The sequence below is a fragment of the Paenibacillus agricola genome, from assembly GCF_011440305.1.
GTDB classification, from domain to species: Bacteria; Bacillota; Bacilli; order Paenibacillales; family NBRC-103111; genus Paenibacillus_S; species Paenibacillus_S agricola.
This window is the reverse complement of record NZ_JAAOIW010000013.1, coordinates 55,881-72,643: the sequence shown is the minus strand read 5'-3', so window position 1 is coordinate 72,643 and position 16,763 is coordinate 55,881. Positions and strand designations below refer to the sequence as shown.

The window sequence follows — 16,763 nt, the reverse complement described above, 5'->3', positions numbered from 1 at the left end:
TATGCCAGTAAACAATTTCTAAAGCATTCACGATTCATACTCTGCCTAGAACACATTAAATAATGAATCCAGCGGAAAGAATGATTACCAGAAGAATAAAGAGAACCAAAACAATAGCAGCACTATTACCACCATAACCAACTGCACTCATACTTTTTCCCTCCTTGTAACCAAGATATTGTATTGTATTGTTCTAAGTGTTGATTGGCTTGGGCATAAAAGTCCATTTTACTCTCATGAAAATAAAACGTCCTGGGAATTGGATCATGCTCCGGTAATGGTGTTGCTTTATTGCCGACTTTGTCAAGTAACGATAACAAGAAAAAACAGAAAAAATAGGTGCTGCAAGCGGGAGCTAGTCGTTCCATTTTTAGTGGATTTTCATATGCTGTGATGTGGGAGAATCCACCAACTGATCCCATACTTTCCCTACTGAAATAGACGGTTGCATTAATATGCGCCGTCTATTTTCCGTTTATTCCCCTCCAAATATTCACTCCCACATCTAGAACCGCGCTGCCCTTCCGTATCCACTCATTAAAAGCAGGGTAGGCGTTTGCGAATCCAATCCGTAGCCAGAGCTATCCGGTGTGATCAGTATGATCGGTACTGACTGTAAAAGCGGGGACTTTCGTCAGCTTGTCCGATTTCAATATGGACAAAGCCCCCGCCGTGTGGAGAAAGGTGAATACCACGACTGAGGGCTCTAACTCATGAATAAGCATCAATAATTTCACCATCCCAAAGCGCTTGAATTTTTTCGGAAACGAGGACAAGGTGTAACTTGTAATACGAAAATATCGGTAGCCACTGGAAAACTATTGATCTCGAATTCCATACCTATGTAGTTAACATCAATCAGAGTATTCTCCATCACTTTCTAGACTAGAAGAAAGGATCTTGCTGTAAGCAAGATCCTTTTGAATCTTTTATTCGCTTATACCAAGAACCCAGCGGAAAGAATGATTACCAGAAGAATAAAGAGAACTAAAGTAAAAGCGGCACCACTACCTCCGCCATAACCTGCAATTTCACTCATATTTTTCCCCTCCTTGTAACCAAGATACGGTATTGTATGGTTTAGATTGTTAAATATCTTGGGCATTTGTTATATCTAAGCGTCTAATTTTATATCTAACCTAGAAAAAATAGCTAAAGGTCTGTTATTGCGCCCAAGTCATAAGTATTTATGCTTATGCCGTTGTTATTCTATACCTCTATCCAATCAAATTTAAATAATGTCGCATATATAGATTGTACCTCCAGCTGCAGCAACTCATGTTGATCCTTTACAAAGAAAAACCTATTGATGAGGTTTTTCTTTTTTTTGTGTGGGAGAAATCCTCATGGGAGTTAGATGTTATGAGGATGTCCCGGTCATCTTTCTTCAATGTACGGTTACCCCACTCTTCGTTTGGTTCATTAAACGTTAAGAAGTTGTATTGTTCGAGCAGGAACTAACTACTTGTTTTAATTTTTCTTTTTCAACACTACATTCAACCATACCTTTCTATGACCAGTCACATAAAATAACAGAAAACTTTCTGAGGAGGCCAGCAATGATGCCCAATAACCATTTATCCAAAGATGTCCTCAATGTCATAAAGAAGAAAACAGGAAAAACCGTTACACAAAAGGATATTCAAAAATTGGCCAGCGGCGTGAATCAAAAAACGGCGCATAGCGATGCTAAACTCCGCCAATTAATTAAACAGGTTTCTGATATGGTGAATGTGCCGGTAGCAGAATCAACGGCAAATGGAATCATCCGGCTCGTAAAAAGCGGGGAGCTGCATAACTTGGAACAAATCATGAAAAATCTCATAAAGAAATAACAGATCTGCAGAAACAGTTGCACCGAAGAACCACTTGAGGGCAATAATATTTCATGCCCAAGTGTTTAAGAATCGAGTAACAGGGGACGGCTAGCCCCCCCCGTCTTTTCACACCATCCTACATGCGGATCCTAAAGGTTAACAAAGCTCCAGATAACGAGAAAAGCTTTTCAGCCCCTTGCGCCTCCCAGTAGGAGTTGTGGAGGGCGTTTTTTTGTAGCGGGACATTATCCAAGCTCCACGACTTGAATTTACCATCATGATTAATTTCATACTACAGTTGAATTAGATCCATCCACCACATCAGGATCATTTGTGTTTGTATTGCTAGCTTGGTTGTTCGAGACGCTTCCAAATGAATCTCCAGGGGAAAACGCTTCGGCTCCCCCATAGTTTTTGGAAGAACTTGTTAATGTGATGAAAGCCGTATCTCCAATTTGGACATTTGAGCCTTGACTTACGCTATTAATTTTAATATTACCAACAATTGCAGGCATTGATCAATACCTCTTCCGTCATATTTACGTTATAACTCCATGATATGGGTTTATTGCCCAAACGTCACAATCACATCAGAACCCATCTCAACCGCCATCAACAAATGAGGAAATTTTGCTAAATATGATATAACCCGTGTATGCAAACACAATTATCGGTTCCAATCATATCCTAACAGGATTTCGTGCATAATATCTTTAAAGACAAATACTTTTATGAGGTGTAAGAATGGATAAAGTTGGCGATCCCTTGGATAAAGGAAGCACACAAGAGAAGCTTATGAGAAGGGTGTTAAATAACCCCCTAAAGAACCTTGATTCATTCGTGGAATTTGCGCAGAGCCCCTCGGTATTGCAGCACCTTCCGCAGGATACTTCTTACGTAAGTTTCCAAAATTTAGCCGCTGTGATTAATGATTTTGACAGTAATTTAGCGATTGACCACGAAACTCTAATTGTAGTTAACGGTATGATGGTAAAGCTTGAACGAGTTACATGGTTAGCTCCCTCATTCGTAAGATTGGGCGGAAACTTGGAAGGTAAACACTTAGAACTAATACAAAACACAAATAGTTTCAGTCTCATATTGATTGCGAATCCCAAGACGGTAGCGGAACCTTCTCGACAACCCATAGGGTTTTATTCAGAGAGTACAGATCTTATCGAACAAACTTTGCATTAGAGTTTGTCCTGTGGATACACCTAAATAAGCCGTGGAACTAACTACCCGGCTTTTTATTTTGCCCTAGCTGCAGTGATTCGATCTCTTGACATATTTCATGTTGCCAATCAATATCTGCTGTTAATGAGGCCATCAACGAAATATTCTCTAGGTAAGCCATATCCCAACAAAGCTTTGCATTTAGCTTTAAACACTGGTCCATCTCCATCTTTTCATAATCCGTGAGCTGTCGACACTGCATTGTTGTCCACAACTCCGCAAGCCTCTGATAGACAGGCAAAATCACCATAGCTGCCACCACCCTATATCCGCCAGTATGCCCATGTTATTAACGATCCAAAACGCTTGTCAAAAAATGCTTTACTTCATCCCTGAAATTCACATAGCAAATTTGTGGATACAAACATAAAAAATGACTTTCTATTGGTAGAAAGTCACTTTTAACACTTTATATATCCTTAAGTCGAAACCATAATGGAATCCGGGATGTTTTCCACTTCAGTTTCAATCGAGTAATTTCGGTGAAATTCATAATAGGCCTAGAGCTAAAAAATCGATTCCGTCCCATGCCTTCGTGACTTAATAGATACCTATAGCTTTCCAACCATTCTTGATCCTTCCTCTGCCGACATTACTCGGTTTCTTCCCTTTCGGAAGAAAGGACAGGTCCCCAAGTTGCTGTGAGTCATGACTAGCTTTGCGCCCCCGGGAGATCTCATCACTACTTGCCTTTCCAAACTTGGCTGTCTACGCTTAGCGTTTGAAATTACTTTCAGCCGTCCAAGACTGCTATTGCGGGCTTGGCCTAAGCGCTATACTCCTTTAGTTAAATTTAAGGGCTTGTCCAATTGCCTAGGTTTTCTAAATCCATTTTCATAACTATATCCTTAGTCTCTTCTGTTCCTAATTTGGCAATCATGGAGTAAATTTCCTTTAAAGTATCGTCATACCCATCATTGTCGCTATCAAGATGGTAGGCTATTCCTGCCAAGTGTGCTCGAATATAAGTACCTTCATCATATTCCTCCATGACCTCAAAAAGTTCCCGGAGCTTCTCTATATCCTCTTGTGAAGCCTTAATTTCAAATTCATAAGCAGCATCACCCTGATTTTCCATTATTGTTTTCGCTTGGACGGAAATGTAGCATGTTCTTATATCCATATTTACCCCCAAAAATAATAAATAATTAGCAAAACGCCTGCAATCGGAATCAGGATATATGCAATTAAAATCGGATTAGCAACTATGTTATGCTTTCGTACCTGGCTATGAATTCCTTTATCATACTCATGATCCTGAGTATTTTGTTTTCTTACTATAGCGGCAGTGACAATGACACCAATAATGAGTGTAGCCAAGCCCAATAGTAAATAAATCATCTTATCCCACCTTCTTTGAAGTAAAGTCGTTTTCCTCGCTCTTATACTATTTGTGATTGCGACTATTCTCATACATGAGAAGAAATAATTGACGGGTGAGTAAGAGAAACCCAGCATACGGCTTATATAAACCTTCAGTTGTCTACGGTAAAGTTCATTTTGCCATCTGACTGGTTTGGTGTCGAAAGAACTATGTACAGCATTTATAATGGTTATGTTGCCATTCGTATTTGCATTTACCTGAGAGTATAGGCTTAGTATTTGTTAGATTCCCAACAAGCTAATAAATATTGCTTCGAAAAAGGATAGGAAAAAACCGCTTAATATGCATTGGATCGGCTTTTTCCTTAGCGTACAGAATTTCCTAATTGCTTGATGTAAGCTTAGTGGGCTTGTGCTAACAAGTTAGTCCATTGGATCAATATTAACCCGGATTTGACCATAAAATCATTCGATTTAATTAGTGGTTTTCTTCAGAAGCCATTGCATTTTTTTTGGTTCCATGAACTGTACCATATGGATGCTGAGGTGGTGCATAGATAACGTAAATTTTAAGTGGTTTATTACCTGTATTGGTTACATTGTGCCATTTTCCAGCAGGTATCATAATTGCATAATCATTGTAGGCTTTTTCCTCGAAGTCTAACTTATCTTTGCTATCACCCATTTGAACAAGCCCTTGTCCTTCTTCAATACGTATGAATTGATCAGTTGTCGGATGAACTTCTAAGCCGATGTCATCTCCAACGCTGATACTCATTACGGTCACTTGGAAATGCTTACCTGTCCATAAAGCGGTGCGGTAAGTATTGTTTTGCTTAGTAACCTTATCGATATTAACTACAAATGGTTTTGATCCATAATCCTTTAAAACTACTTCCTCATTTAAAGAAGCAAATCTGGCTGCATTTTCTTTTTCTCTGGAAGAAGCATGTAAAAATACATTTTGAACTGGTGGATACTGGATAAGCAAACCGTTCTTCCTATATTCTTCATAACCCTGTATTCCTGCTTCATGGGCCTTGGTTAGACCTTCTCTATAACTACGAAAATGAACTTTATCCGTTTGGTATATAGGCTGTCTGCCAGTAAGCGTGATATAAATATTAGTAAATTGATTTAAATGAACTTTTTTGTCTTCTAAGGCATAAAGAATATTATTTTTATGATTATGGTTGGGCGCTGCATGGGCTAATCGACTGTAGAGATCAATGGCTGAAGCTTCTCTTTTTATTCCAGCAAGTATAGCTTCAAATCCCTGCTCGAAATATTCTTGTTGATTTCTTAAAGTATAGCCTGGGTGATATAGGGGTGTGTTATCATTAGCGTAATAAGGATTTGAGTATGTTTGGGGAACATAGTACATTTAGATCTTCCCTCCATTAGGTTTATAAAAGCATCATATGCCTATGTTTAGAAAACGTACTTTGATTTTTTATCTTTGTTTATTGCACTATCCACAAATCGCATGGAAGACCAAGAAATAATCGTTTCATCTCTTTATCTGCTGCAAAATTGCTTGGTCTATATAAATACTTGGCATTGGCAACTGTTCTTTAACACCTCAAAAGCGACTAGAATGTCTGTTGCCTACAAAACCAGTTTCTTCTTCAATCTCTCTATAGCTTGCTTTCATCGGGAAATTTAGTTCATCCTGTTCAAGATGACCGCCGATACCTCCCCAAAACTCGAAATTAAAAAGTTTACTACGGGATTTCTTCATCATTAATACATGGTCTTGATTAATTAAAAAGGCTGTTGCCATTTGTCTGACTTCCATTGGTCTTCCTCCGATATGTTAATGATTATGTATATTGCAATTATATCTTCACAGATCTTGAGACAGTCGCACCATATCTCTGCATTGTATACCGTTCTCAAAAATGTCCTCAGCATAATGTCTTACAAAGAAATCCCTATCTATCCCCACAATTCTAAACCCACATTTTTGATATAAGGCGAGTTGTCCCACCCCTGAGTTCCCCGTGCCAATCTCAATCGCCCTATAACCCTGTAACTTAGCATTTTCAATTGCGTGGTTAACCAGCTGTTTTCCTATTCCTTTGCCTTGGTGGTTCTCATTGACCGCAATATTTACAAGCTCAACTGTCTCAGGTCTTGTAGGCAGCAATACATAAACGGCTACAATATTTCCACTCAGTTCTGCTACATAACACTGTCCTCGTTTGAGATATTCTTTAACAATCTGTTCAGAAGGGTCAGCTAACAATAACAGCTCCATTGGAACCGATTCATTCGTATCTAACTTGCGTATTTCCATTGTTTCACCCCTATTATTGCTTTATTGATTGTTTAACTATCGTTATTCGTTAGTTCAAGTTTCTGTAATCGTAAGAAGGAGCCCTAACTGGTATGGCTTTGGAATGTATCCAAACAATAGCCTGTAATACCCGTGGTGATGAATGGTCTGGAGCCCCGTCATTTATTGGCAACCCAATAGCACCGTATGAATCTTGTCCCTCGAACACCCATATTCTCAAGTGCTTTAATCGTGTATCCCGTTTCTTCTCGAAACTCACGTATAATGGTTTTTTCTAGGGACTCGAACTTTTCCAATCTCCCCTGGTAAATCGTATTTCCCAATGTATGGACCTAGTTTTTTTGAATAGCCCGTACCCGATCGTTAGATACGCAGATTCCGTAACACCCATATCTCGATAAAAATGGTTGTTGTCTTCCATTCTACTGCTCCCCCTGTTAAGCGTGTGCATACAATACACTTATGTATGCCAGCAACCTATCTACTATCTTATACCATGTGGGTTTCGAAAAAATTTTTTCGTAATTACTGCCAGTTAGTTTAAGCACTACTTATTTATTTGAGTGTTCTGCTGGTGAAAAAAAGACCAAGGTAGTTAGGTCTTCTGTCACATCATAGAATCTATGTTCTTTGTTAGCTTCTACGAATAGGATGTCCCCCTTATTAATTTCAGTAAATGTATCTCCATTCTGAAACGATGATTTACCTTCAATTATCAAATAAATCTCATCTTCTGTATGTGGCTTTTGTTTATCCCTTTCGCCTTTATTCAGTTTATAGAGCCCTACACTCATTGATGATACTTTCAGAAATTCAAAATATGAAGTGCTTTCTAAATTCTTTTAACTGGTTTAAATGATTATGTAAGTCGGCTAATTTAAAATTCAAAGCGTATTCCCCTTTCTTTGCAATTTGCAATCGTGCCCGTTCAATCAAGAAAGTTTAGAATTTGTTTTTTGTGATGTTCATCATCGGGAAACTCCATTCCTTCACCCTAAAGTATTTGTCCACTTGCAAAATTGTTCGTATTCACCGATTGTGCTATTTACATTATGATAGCCCCCAACTTGATAAACAAGGTGGGGGCTATTTGACACTTGCCGGAGCGGAGCGGCATCTTAAATAGAAGAGTTCGCTTGATCATTCATCTGATGGGGTCAAGCTTGTAAAAAGGTCGGGTAACGTCCTCCCGCTGCGATCCCTTTCGGCGAAATACGTTCGATCTCCGCCAGCTCCTCTGCGGAGAGCGTCACATACAGCGAGCGGATATTTTCCCGCACTCGGTCCAGCCGCTTCGTACCGGGAATCGGAACAATCTGCTCGCCCTGTGCGAGCAGCCAGGCGAGAGCCAGTTGGGACGGTGTGCAACGTTTGCGGGCGGCAAACTGCTCGATCAGGGCTACGACCTCAAGATTTTTGGTGAAGTTTTCGCCCTGGAAGCGGGGAAAATAGCGGCGATAGTCGTTTTCGGGCAGATCGTCGAAGGTTCGGATTTGCCCGGTCAGGAAACCGCGTCCGAGCGGACTGTACGGCACAAAGCCGATGCCGAGTTCATGCAGCACCGGCAGCACCTCGTTTTCCACTTCGCGGCTCCACAGTGAATATTCGGTTTCCACCGCAGTGAGCGGATGAACTGCATGCGCACTACGAATCTGATCGGCTGTAGCTTCCGACAGGCCGATATAGCGAACCTTGCCTTCCTGGACAAGCTCCGCCATGGCACCTACCGTCTCCTCGATCGGCGTATTCGGATCGATGCGATGCTGATAATACAGGTCGATATAATCGATACCAAGCTGAAAAAGGCTGGCATCGACTGATTTTTTGACATAAGCCGGGTGTCCGTGCGATTTCAAGTCCGGCGAAACGATACCGAATTTGGTCGCAATCACAGCTTTGTCCCGGCGTCCTTTCAAGGCGCGACCGACCATCCGCTCGTTACCGCCGAACTTTCCTTCCATAAATCCACCGCCATAAATATCCGCCGTATCGAACAGTGTGACGCCAAGATCAAGCGCGCCATGAATGGTGTGTATCGACTCTTCGTTGTCCGGCATCATCATCGTGCCAAGACCAAGGGCTGACACTTCAAGCCCGAGCCTTCCCAATTTTCGTTGTGTTATCTCATTTCCCATCCTAGTGTCCCTCTTTTCCGCAAGTTCGAATATGGCTCGCTAAAGCATTTTCTTATTATAGACCGCGGTTCCGAGAGCAGCCACAGTACGCTTATACTAGTAACAGGATTACCAGGATCGCAGCTTATTAACGCTCAGAGCAAAGAGGAAGGACAACGCAGCAGGGCGGCAGTTCACAGTTCCTGTATGACGCAGCCCGCTGCTGGGGAATAGATGCACAAATGAAGATCGGAATGATCCGCCATAAACGCCAACGAATTGATGCCATCCATACTTGGTTCATTACCGCCCGTTCGCTCGTTCCGTAAAAGTTCCTGATCCTAACATGCTTCTTCATCCACTTAAAAAAAGTCTCTATCGCCCATCGTTCGCGGTAAATTTGCCCGATTTCATCCGCATCCAGGTCGAATCGATTCGTTAGAGTAGCCACGGGATTCCCTTCGTAGTCTACGCTGTAGATCAGGCGCAATACGTTCTCTATCCGCTTCTTTGGCGTTCCGAGGACGACTATTTTGTCCGTGAGTACACCGTTATCTGCGGGTAGCGCGAAGGATTCAATTGGGCGAATCACTGCGTTTATCTTCGTTCATTCAAGTGACAAAGAAAATGCCGCGGTCACAGTAGTCGTCGAACCTAGCATAATCGAGGTAACCACGGTCGAAACTTTTTAGCCAACACAACTTTTTAATGCCTGACGATAACATAACTGTATCTTCTCATGACCGAAACTGGATTTGAAGGTGTGCTGGGTTTGACGCTTACAGAAAGAAGAACCGCCTATAATACATATTGAAAGTAATGGCTGGAAAACTATAGAGTTGGCGAAAGATTTTGAATCTATTTTAGCTGGGTTATGTAATTGGAAATATGAAGATTAAACATTAAAACATGTATCTGGTTAAAATATGCATATTGTTTGTAACGACCTAGCCCCATATATTTATCTATGTAAGTGTTTTCATTATTGCTAAGAAGGGGGATGCACTTGCTCGTTATTGGTTATTGACAAAATTGAAAAATCGATTGCATGGATGCTTTACACGAACAAGCTTTCATTGAAGAAACGTGCAAGTACCTTTCAGGTGTTCACAATGCTTGCTGCTTTTTTCCCGAACGTGTTTACCTACCAACAGGCAGCCGCAGCTGGTGCACTGCCAGATGAAACACTACCTCGCTAATTTTTTATTCTGGTGCCGCCAATCCGCCCGCAGCCACGGTGCCATACGGAAGGGGGAAGTATTTATTATTGAGGTTGTGTGAAGGGCAGCCTTCAAATATAAAAGTATAAGGGGTGTATCTATGATTGTAGTAAAGAGAGTAGTCAACATTCTGATCAGCGTGCTTCTTGTGCTCAGTATGTTCCCGACAATCGGGTTTGCCGCCACAGGTGACGATGTAGCTGCACCCACAGGTACTATGCCCACAAGTACTACGCGCGCAGGCACTTGGTTTGAAACTGCTTATGCCACTTGGACAGGTAAATCCGTCGGCGGATACCGGGCTTACGTCCGGACTTTGGGCGCTAACGACTGGAGAGATAACAGCCCAATCGCAGGCTGGCTTGTGGACTGGAAAGAAGTGGACGCCCAGCTTGTCCGCAAGGTGGATCCTGCCCGCAACACCTGGCGTGTGGATATTCCCGGCCTTCCCAAAGGAGAATACGAAATCCAAGTCAGGGGGGCTGACGGCACGACGGTTCTTCACACATTCACCGATCTTAAAACTTGGTCTTTCCCGCGTAATGGCGCAGCGTTTGTGCCTTCCAACGCAAATACTTTCGAAGGAAGCCACACTTTTGCTCCCAATGGGGCCATAGGCGGATATTTGCCGGATGGCAGAGTGGATCCCAATGCTATAATAATCTATGTAACCCATGAAAATATGAGGGAAACCCTTCCGTCGAATGTATTTTCAGCAGGCAGAGGATCTACTGCAAATGCGAGAACACCTCTTGTCATTCGCTTCTTAGGTACTGTCGGCTCTTTTGAAACGGTCAACTCAACCGTTGCCAACTCCGGCACGGTAGGACCTACGTGGTTAAACAGCAACCGTATGATTCAGGTCGGCCAGGGCAACGGCAATGTAACCATCGAAGGTATTGGCCCCGACACGACGATCTTTGGCTGGGGCATAAGCACCAGCGGAGCCCACAACGTGGAATTCCGTAATCTCAGGTTCGACCAGTGGTATGACGACGCCATAAAGATTAATGGCGTCAATACGACCATAAGGGCTTCCAATGTATGGGTACATAACTGTACATTTGGATACGGGCAGAATAAGCATCTCGCTCTAAACCAAGACCCTGACCAGGCAAAGGGTGACGGCGCGACAGACGTATCGAACCACGCAAGAAACTACACGGTTTCTTACAATAAATATGCCGGAAGCAGCAAGGTCTTGCTGATTGGCGGCGGCACCACTTCAATAAGCGCTCACTATGGCACCTTACACCACAACTGGTTCTTGGGCTCGGAGGAAAGGACCCCCCGTGTGCGCAACGCCAGGGTTCACGCGTTTAATAACCTGTTTGAAGATATTCAGGGGCATCCGTATCATGATACTCTCTTAGATAGAAATACGGGTTATGGTATTGGCGCGGCCCACAATGCCACCATATGGGCGGAAGGCAATATCTTTGACAACGTCAACTTCCCATTCCTTAGAAGCCGCCAGGGTCATGCAAGGGGTAATGATCCCATTGATTCTACTACTGGAAGTGGATCTAACCATTTCTTTGGAGACGCTCCCGGCTTTATCATCACAAGAGAGGATGTAACTGAAGGCGACTTCCCTAATAGTGTAGATGGTTTTAGACGCTCCTCAGATTATATGACCGGTCTTACAGAGACAGATCTTCAACACCTCAGGGATGCTGCTCTAAGCCTTCAGCCAAATGTTCTTGACGAGGCTTCTCGGAAGTACTTTGACCCGAAGCTGGACATTGGCGTTGTGGTTGCTGCGGGTTCAACCACTACGAATCCGAATATGTCCACAACCCCCCCCGCGCAATTGGATTGGTCATTCAGGCCAAACCGTAGTGGCGTATGGCCAACAGAAACCCCGGAACAAGTCGAAGCTTTGAGAAACGAGATTGAGACCTATACCGGCGCAATGCCTGCATTGGCTCCCGATTCGGCTCCCGCGGCTCCTGCAATTTCAAGCGTTAAAATCAACGACGAAGTGCGTTCTGCTTTCGGTGAGCCTACGTCATTTATACCTGCTCCCGGCAAGATTGTTGTCTACAAAGATACCTTTACAATCGATTGGGTTTCCAAAGATGTTTCGACAGACCACTATGAAATTCAGTGGGATAAGGGAAGTAACAATTGGGAAACAATTGGAACCGTTCAAGCGAGTTCCAGGCCAAACACCTTTATCAGCCAAAAGATAGACCAATTCGCCAACTGGAAAGCCATTTTGGCACAGGCCGACAGCAGGGAAGCAACATATGCCTTTAGGATAAAGGCGGTCAATTCCTTCGGAGAAAGTGATTGGTCTGATATCTACGCGATAAACGGCGATGATCTGTTGGTAATGTTTGACACCAACGGCGGTAGCGCAGTCGATCCGCAACGCGTGCATGTCGGAGACGCAATCACGGTTCCTGCGCGTCCTAAAAAGGACGGTTGGGTATTTGTGGGCTGGTACACGGATAAAACCACCAGAGTCCATATGTGGGACTTTTTGAACGAAAAGGTAGCCGGTTCCGTGGTGCTGCACGCAAAGTGGGTCCAGGTAGACGAGACGCATCGCCTGCTGAACGCCTACGCCTCGGCTGAAGAGCTTGAAGGCCCTTACGTCGCGGCGACGCTGCAGACCTTGGGAACGCTGTCCGCAAACCAACGTGAGCTGACGCTGCCCGCGGGTACGACGGTGTACGTTGCCCCCGGCGTGTACTGGACGGATTTGACGTATAAGGAAGGCGGCGTGATTGCAGGTCCGAATATCGGCCTCAGCATTTTGGGCGAAAACATCTCTTTCATCGGCCTTACCGAGGATGCTACAGACGCGATCATCAGCGGAAACCGCGGCGAAGGGGGCGCGACCGGCTTAGGCGCGACCGGCAGCTGGTATTCGCTTGGCATCTCCTCGGGCTTCCACGGCGAGAACGTCACAATCGCAAACTACGCGCAGGAGGATTTGGTTTATCCGCGCGATCCGTCACAAAATATGAATAAGCGCATAGACTCCAAAAACCACGCCGAGGTTTTAACGAGAGCCAACGGCACGGGCGCGCCCGACAAGCTGTACTTTAAAAACACGCGGTTCGTCGGCTATTTGAACATGATGCTTGGCCTTGCGCCCACCCGCGCGTATTTCTTAGACAGCTTTTTCCAATTAACCGACGACTCCATTTTCGCCGGCGGTGTCAATGTGTACGAGAACAGTACCTTTCACTTCTTCGGCAACCACCCGTCCGTCAGCGGCGCCGGTAACGGCGGCATCAACGTCCTGCTGGGCAGCAAAATCATCGGCATGCCGCAAATGACTAGTACGGATCTTTACCTTGCTAAGCAGTCCAACGCAATCGGCCCTAACGCGAACGGTATCTTCGCCATCATCGATACCGAGTTCACCGGCCGGATCGAATCTGTCGAGTGGGAAAACGTGGTGCGCGAGGACGCCCGCCACTTTGTATCGAACAACACAATCGGCGATGGAAAAACGCCGCTCTTAATCAGCCCGTCCCAGCCGCAAACCTCCGTCACGCTTACTGGAAACACCCTTGGGGCCTTTAAGGTCGGCGAGGAATACAACGTGTATAACCTCTTAAAGGGTAAAGACGGTTGGGACCCTAAAGGCCAATACAACGCTGAGTGGGCATCTTACGCCAACCTGCCATACCGATTCTTAGTCGGCGCAACGGGTAAAATCATGTATTCCGACAAAGCAGACAACACCAACAGGGCCGTTTTGACTCCCGCCCCGAGTCCGGCGGATTCCGTCGACGTAAAAAACACCGTTTGGTCGTACGATACGAGTCTTTTGAACGGCACAGTCGACGCGGCGACCGGCGTAATTACGCTGACCGCCAAGCCCAACAATACCGGCGCTATCGTTAAGACGATTGTGACGGGCACGCTTCCGAGCGGTATCTCAGCCGGCGCGACGCTGGACATACGCCCGACGGCCGTCCCCGCGCCCGTAGTTAAGGAGCCCGCGATCGATATCAGCGAGAGCCTTGCGACGCTCAGATACACGCTGGACCAGCTCGGATACAAGGATACCTCCGTCATCGAATGGTACCGCGAGACGGGTTCCGATACTACGAACGGCATTCATATCGGCACGATGCGCAACGACGCTAACGAATTCTTCGTAGACGATCCGTATAAAAACTACGCTCTTAATAAGTACGACGTAGGTTACTACCTACGCGCCGTTATCACACCGAAGTATGAGTTCAGCTCCGCTGGCGCCCCCGTCACGGTATACACCCAGCGTGCGGTCACGGCGGCCGACGTAACGGAAACGTCGTTGTATACCGACTTTAAGAATTTGTATTTTACCCATGAAGACAATACCCCCACGAAGGGCAGATGGTTCTTTGACCGCGTGAGCGGTACAGGAGTGCCGTGGGGATGGGGTATCGGAAGCAACGGCACGGATAAGATTTGGGGCCTTCAGAGCAATTCCAACGGTACGAACACTAGATTCGTGTTCGGTCAACCCGGCAGCTACGGCGACATGTCGCTGATACTGAACTACTCCACAAGTAAGGTAGAGGGCCAGGGCTTCGGCGGCAACGGCCAATTCATGGATATCTATGTTAAATACGATCCGGCGACCCGCAAGGGATACGGCCTGCGCGTAGAACGTACCGCTGCCGGCGGCTCTAACGCTACGATATGGACGCTGTATAAATATGACGGCACCGATCAGACGCCGTTGAGCGAGCCTCTTAAGACAGTCGCGTTTATGCCAAAGAGCACCATTACCGTTTCCGTAACGGGCAGCACCCTTCGCGTACAGGCCTCGACGCTGTCCGAGAAGACGCCGCTGCAAACCGAACAAAATCTGCCTAATTCGGTTGACATCTCGTGGACGGATGAAACCGGCGCTTTGGATAACAACATTCTCGGCGGCTTCGGCATCCGCATTAACAACTCTGGCAACTCCTCTTACGAATACGGCAACACGAGTACCAATAACACCGTCATGCTGCACAACGTGCGAGTAGACGCCTCCGAACTTGCTTCAGCTGATACGACAGCACCGGTTTGGCCTGTTGGAAGTACGCTCACTGCAAGTAACACTACCCACACTGGTACAACACTCACATGGACTGCAGCAACAGATAGTGTAGGAGTTACAGGCTACAAAATATATAATGGTTCATCCCTTTTGCAGACAGTAACATCAAACGTATATTCATATGCAGTAACAGAGCTCACCGCAGGTACATCCTATACCTTCAGTGTAAAGGCTGTAGATGATGGAAATAATTTGTCAGAAGCTAGAACGGTTAATGTTACCACTCTTGCTTCAACTGATACGACAGCACCGGTTTGGTCTACCGGAAGTACTTTTGCCGCAAGTAATACGACACAAACAGGTACAACGCTTACATGGACTGCAGCAACAGACAATGTAGGTGTTACAGGCTACAATGTACACCAGGGCTCAACACCACTTACAACAGCGACGAGCGCGGTAAACAGCTATAATGTAACAGGTCTCACAGCAGGAACTACCTATACCTTCGCAATACAGGCAGGGGATGCGGCAGGCAACTGGTCTACCAGTGGGCCGAGCGTGACGGTAATAACAGAGCTCTACCGACCGAGAAGCAATGCCGCAACGCCGGCATCACCATCTGCACCAGAAACACCATCTGCACCTCAAACGCCGGCAGAACCGGCAACGCCAGCATCGCCATCTGCACCAGAAACACCGGCATCAGTGGTAGTAACGACTACCCCGGGCCAACCGGTATTCGATCTGAGCAAACCCGAGTCAGTTTCCTTATTGAAGAAGGTTTTGGAAGAAAAAATAAGATCTTCTAATGAATCTGTAACGTTTGAAGATGTATCCGATCATTGGTCAGCCGAAAGTATACATGTGTTCTCGAAGCTTGGGGTCGTTAATGGTTACGAGAATGGTACATTTAAGCCGGATACTCCTATTACTCGTGGCGAGTTTGCTGCTATCGTTGTCAAAACCTTCAATATCGGTACTGGAGAATTGAAGGCTACTCAGTTTAGTGATATCAACGAAAGTTGGGCTAAAGAAGCGATCTTGGCACTTGCATCAAATGGTATCATCAACGGATATGAAGATGGCACATTCTACCCTGAAGCTAACATCACCCGTGCAGAAATGATCGCCATGATCGCCAGAATCATTAACCTGACTACAGTTCAAGGAACAAGCAGCGCTGCGTTTACCGATATCGGCGATTCGTGGAATAAAGACCAGATCGAAGCGGCAGCTAAGGCCGGCATTATTAACGGCGCGGGTGAAGGTTCCTTTGCTCCAGACAAAAACTCGACTCGTGCCGAAGCATTGACCGTATTGCTTCGCTCCTTAAAATTGAACCCTGAAATTGCTTCTTTGATTGATTCGTTGAAATAGAAACAAAACAAAAAAGGTGTTGGGGTATTTCACCCCGACACCTTTTTAAGTACGCCCCGCAGCATGGACGTCATCTCTAGGGTGAAAGTCCCGAACAGGGGTTGGCGAGCGCGTCTACTGTAGCCAAGAGCAAGAGCCTCTATCTCAACATGGAATATTTATATTGGAACACCAAGCAAACTCGTAAGGCATTGCGAAAGGGTTTAACACAAGATGTTCTTCTTCGAGCTTTGCAGTACTTACTACTCTGAAAAGCAACCGGCGAAGTACCAGCCAAGGCCTGTACGCTTGCAGATGAGCAGCTGGGATAACTGTTTCATTCCGCTAGCTTCTTAAAAGATATGCTTCAAATGATTCACTTTATTGGATGTCTAG

18 protein-coding genes are annotated in these 16,763 nt (G+C 45.1%); 4 read left to right on the top strand and 14 right to left on the bottom strand.

The window, feature by feature from the left end; translation table 11 throughout:
* Nucleotides 1-55 precede the first annotated feature (55 nt).
* From G9U52_RS28125 to G9U52_RS28115, 3 genes are all read right to left on the bottom strand, one after another.
* Nucleotides 56-151: a sporulation protein YjcZ gene (locus G9U52_RS28125; RefSeq protein ID WP_166153992.1), complete on the bottom strand. Its 96-nt coding sequence runs from the start codon at nucleotides 149-151 to the stop codon at nucleotides 56-58.
* A gap of 430 nt (nucleotides 152-581) precedes the next feature.
* A complete protein-coding gene (locus G9U52_RS41860; protein WP_375790295.1) occupies nucleotides 582-791 on the bottom strand; it encodes an MGDG synthase family glycosyltransferase in 210 nt (69 codons plus the stop codon).
* A 146-nt stretch (nucleotides 792-937) separates the two neighbouring features.
* Nucleotides 938-1,039, bottom strand: a complete 102-nt coding sequence (locus G9U52_RS28115; RefSeq protein ID WP_166153990.1) for a sporulation protein YjcZ — start codon at nucleotides 1,037-1,039, stop codon at nucleotides 938-940.
* Nucleotides 1,040-1,559: 520 nt separating this feature from the next.
* Here G9U52_RS28115 and G9U52_RS28110 point away from each other — a divergent pair.
* Complete coding sequence (locus G9U52_RS28110) at nucleotides 1,560-1,835, top strand: stage VI sporulation protein F (protein ID WP_166153989.1); 276 nt, start codon at nucleotides 1,560-1,562, stop codon at nucleotides 1,833-1,835.
* A gap of 269 nt (nucleotides 1,836-2,104) precedes the next feature.
* Here G9U52_RS28110 and G9U52_RS28105 read toward each other — a convergent pair whose 3' ends face one another.
* The gene (locus G9U52_RS28105; RefSeq protein ID WP_166153988.1) at nucleotides 2,105-2,332 is read right to left on the bottom strand and encodes a spore germination protein; all 228 of its coding nucleotides are present in this window, start codon (nucleotides 2,330-2,332) and stop codon (nucleotides 2,105-2,107) included.
* Between the two features lie 229 nt (nucleotides 2,333-2,561).
* On the opposite strand from G9U52_RS28105, the gene G9U52_RS28100 reads away from it, so the two are divergent.
* Nucleotides 2,562-3,014: a hypothetical protein gene (locus tag G9U52_RS28100; protein ID WP_166153987.1), complete on the top strand. Its 453-nt coding sequence runs from the start codon at nucleotides 2,562-2,564 to the stop codon at nucleotides 3,012-3,014.
* A gap of 37 nt (nucleotides 3,015-3,051) precedes the next feature.
* Here the strand turns inward: G9U52_RS28100 and G9U52_RS28095 are convergent, their stop codons facing one another.
* The 10 genes from G9U52_RS28095 to G9U52_RS28050 form a co-directional block, all read right to left on the bottom strand.
* Nucleotides 3,052-3,303: a DUF7667 family protein gene (locus G9U52_RS28095; protein ID WP_207953257.1), complete on the bottom strand. Its 252-nt coding sequence runs from the start codon at nucleotides 3,301-3,303 to the stop codon at nucleotides 3,052-3,054.
* A 543-nt stretch (nucleotides 3,304-3,846) separates the two neighbouring features.
* Nucleotides 3,847-4,176: a hypothetical protein gene (locus G9U52_RS28090; RefSeq protein WP_166153986.1), complete on the bottom strand. Its 330-nt coding sequence runs from the start codon at nucleotides 4,174-4,176 to the stop codon at nucleotides 3,847-3,849.
* A gap of 2 nt (nucleotides 4,177-4,178) precedes the next feature.
* Nucleotides 4,179-4,394 (bottom strand): hypothetical protein, encoded by a 216-nt coding sequence (locus G9U52_RS28085; protein ID WP_166153985.1) that lies wholly within the window; start codon nucleotides 4,392-4,394, stop codon nucleotides 4,179-4,181.
* A 460-nt stretch (nucleotides 4,395-4,854) separates the two neighbouring features.
* Complete coding sequence (locus G9U52_RS28080) at nucleotides 4,855-5,760, bottom strand: cupin domain-containing protein (protein ID WP_166153984.1); 906 nt, start codon at nucleotides 5,758-5,760, stop codon at nucleotides 4,855-4,857.
* Nucleotides 5,761-5,958: 198 nt separating this feature from the next.
* Nucleotides 5,959-6,174 (bottom strand): NUDIX domain-containing protein, encoded by a 216-nt coding sequence (locus tag G9U52_RS28075; RefSeq protein WP_243767605.1) that lies wholly within the window; start codon nucleotides 6,172-6,174, stop codon nucleotides 5,959-5,961.
* A gap of 48 nt (nucleotides 6,175-6,222) precedes the next feature.
* Entirely contained in the window at nucleotides 6,223-6,675 is a 453-nt protein-coding gene (locus G9U52_RS28070; protein WP_166153983.1) for a GNAT family N-acetyltransferase, read from the bottom strand.
* A 158-nt stretch (nucleotides 6,676-6,833) separates the two neighbouring features.
* Nucleotides 6,834-6,971: an NUDIX hydrolase gene (locus G9U52_RS40340; protein ID WP_243767614.1), complete on the bottom strand. Its 138-nt coding sequence runs from the start codon at nucleotides 6,969-6,971 to the stop codon at nucleotides 6,834-6,836.
* Between the two features lie 255 nt (nucleotides 6,972-7,226).
* Entirely contained in the window at nucleotides 7,227-7,469 is a 243-nt protein-coding gene (locus tag G9U52_RS28060) for a cupin domain-containing protein (protein WP_243767604.1), read from the bottom strand.
* A 363-nt stretch (nucleotides 7,470-7,832) separates the two neighbouring features.
* Nucleotides 7,833-8,798, bottom strand: coding sequence for an aldo/keto reductase (locus G9U52_RS28055; protein ID WP_166154081.1), 966 nt, complete (start codon nucleotides 8,796-8,798; stop codon nucleotides 7,833-7,835).
* A 139-nt stretch (nucleotides 8,799-8,937) separates the two neighbouring features.
* Complete coding sequence (locus G9U52_RS28050) at nucleotides 8,938-9,381, bottom strand: transposase (protein WP_166153982.1); 444 nt, start codon at nucleotides 9,379-9,381, stop codon at nucleotides 8,938-8,940.
* Nucleotides 9,382-9,805: 424 nt separating this feature from the next.
* Between G9U52_RS28050 and G9U52_RS28045 the strand changes: the two genes are divergently transcribed.
* Both G9U52_RS28045 and G9U52_RS28040 read left to right on the top strand, forming a co-directional pair.
* Nucleotides 9,806-9,988 (top strand): hypothetical protein, encoded by a 183-nt coding sequence (locus tag G9U52_RS28045; RefSeq protein ID WP_166153981.1) that lies wholly within the window; start codon nucleotides 9,806-9,808, stop codon nucleotides 9,986-9,988.
* A gap of 121 nt (nucleotides 9,989-10,109) precedes the next feature.
* Complete coding sequence (locus G9U52_RS28040) at nucleotides 10,110-16,388, top strand: S-layer homology domain-containing protein (protein WP_166153980.1); 6,279 nt, start codon at nucleotides 10,110-10,112, stop codon at nucleotides 16,386-16,388.
* Nucleotides 16,389-16,763 lie beyond the last annotated feature (375 nt).